This is a genomic window from Mesorhizobium sp. M2C.T.Ca.TU.002.02.1.1 (genome assembly GCF_003997225.1).
The window spans coordinates 1-506 of record NZ_RZTO01001492.1; the positions used below are offsets into that span (position 1 = coordinate 1).

Genomic DNA, 506 nt, shown 5'->3' on the forward strand with positions numbered 1-506 from the left:
GTAGTTGGGACCCCAGTTGGTGTGGATGAAGTGGCTTTCATGCATGTCCGCCAGATCGGCGGCGCCGTGGCGCTGCCAGAAGTCGGGCGATGCGACCGGCAGCACCTCGTCGTGAACGAGCCGGACCATCTTCAGCGCCGGATAGTGGTAGTCGCCATAGGAGATGCGCAGGTCGATGTTCTGGCGCACCAAATCGACGGGATCGTCCTCGACGCGGACGTCGATCGCCACTTGCGGGAAGCTTTCAAGCAGCACCGCCAATCGCGGCGCCAGCCAAAGTTCGGCCAGGGAGAACGGCACGCTGACCACGAGGCGCGTGCGCAGGCCGCCTTCCAGCATGCGCCGGCCGACCGCCGCGATCTCGCCCAGCGCGTGCGCCGTCTGCGGATAGATGGCGTGGCCGGCGTCGGTCAACGCGATGCGGTTGCCGTTGCGCATGAAGAGCTGCTTGCCGAACCAGTCTTCCAGATTGCGGATCTGCTGGCTGACCGCGGCCGAGGAGCTGT

1 protein-coding gene is annotated in these 506 nt (G+C 65.8%); it reads right to left on the reverse strand.

Going from position 1 to position 506, the window contains the following annotated elements:
- On the reverse strand, positions 1 to 506 hold a 506-nt coding region (locus EOD07_RS36920), incomplete at both ends, for a LysR substrate-binding domain-containing protein (protein ID WP_127238537.1).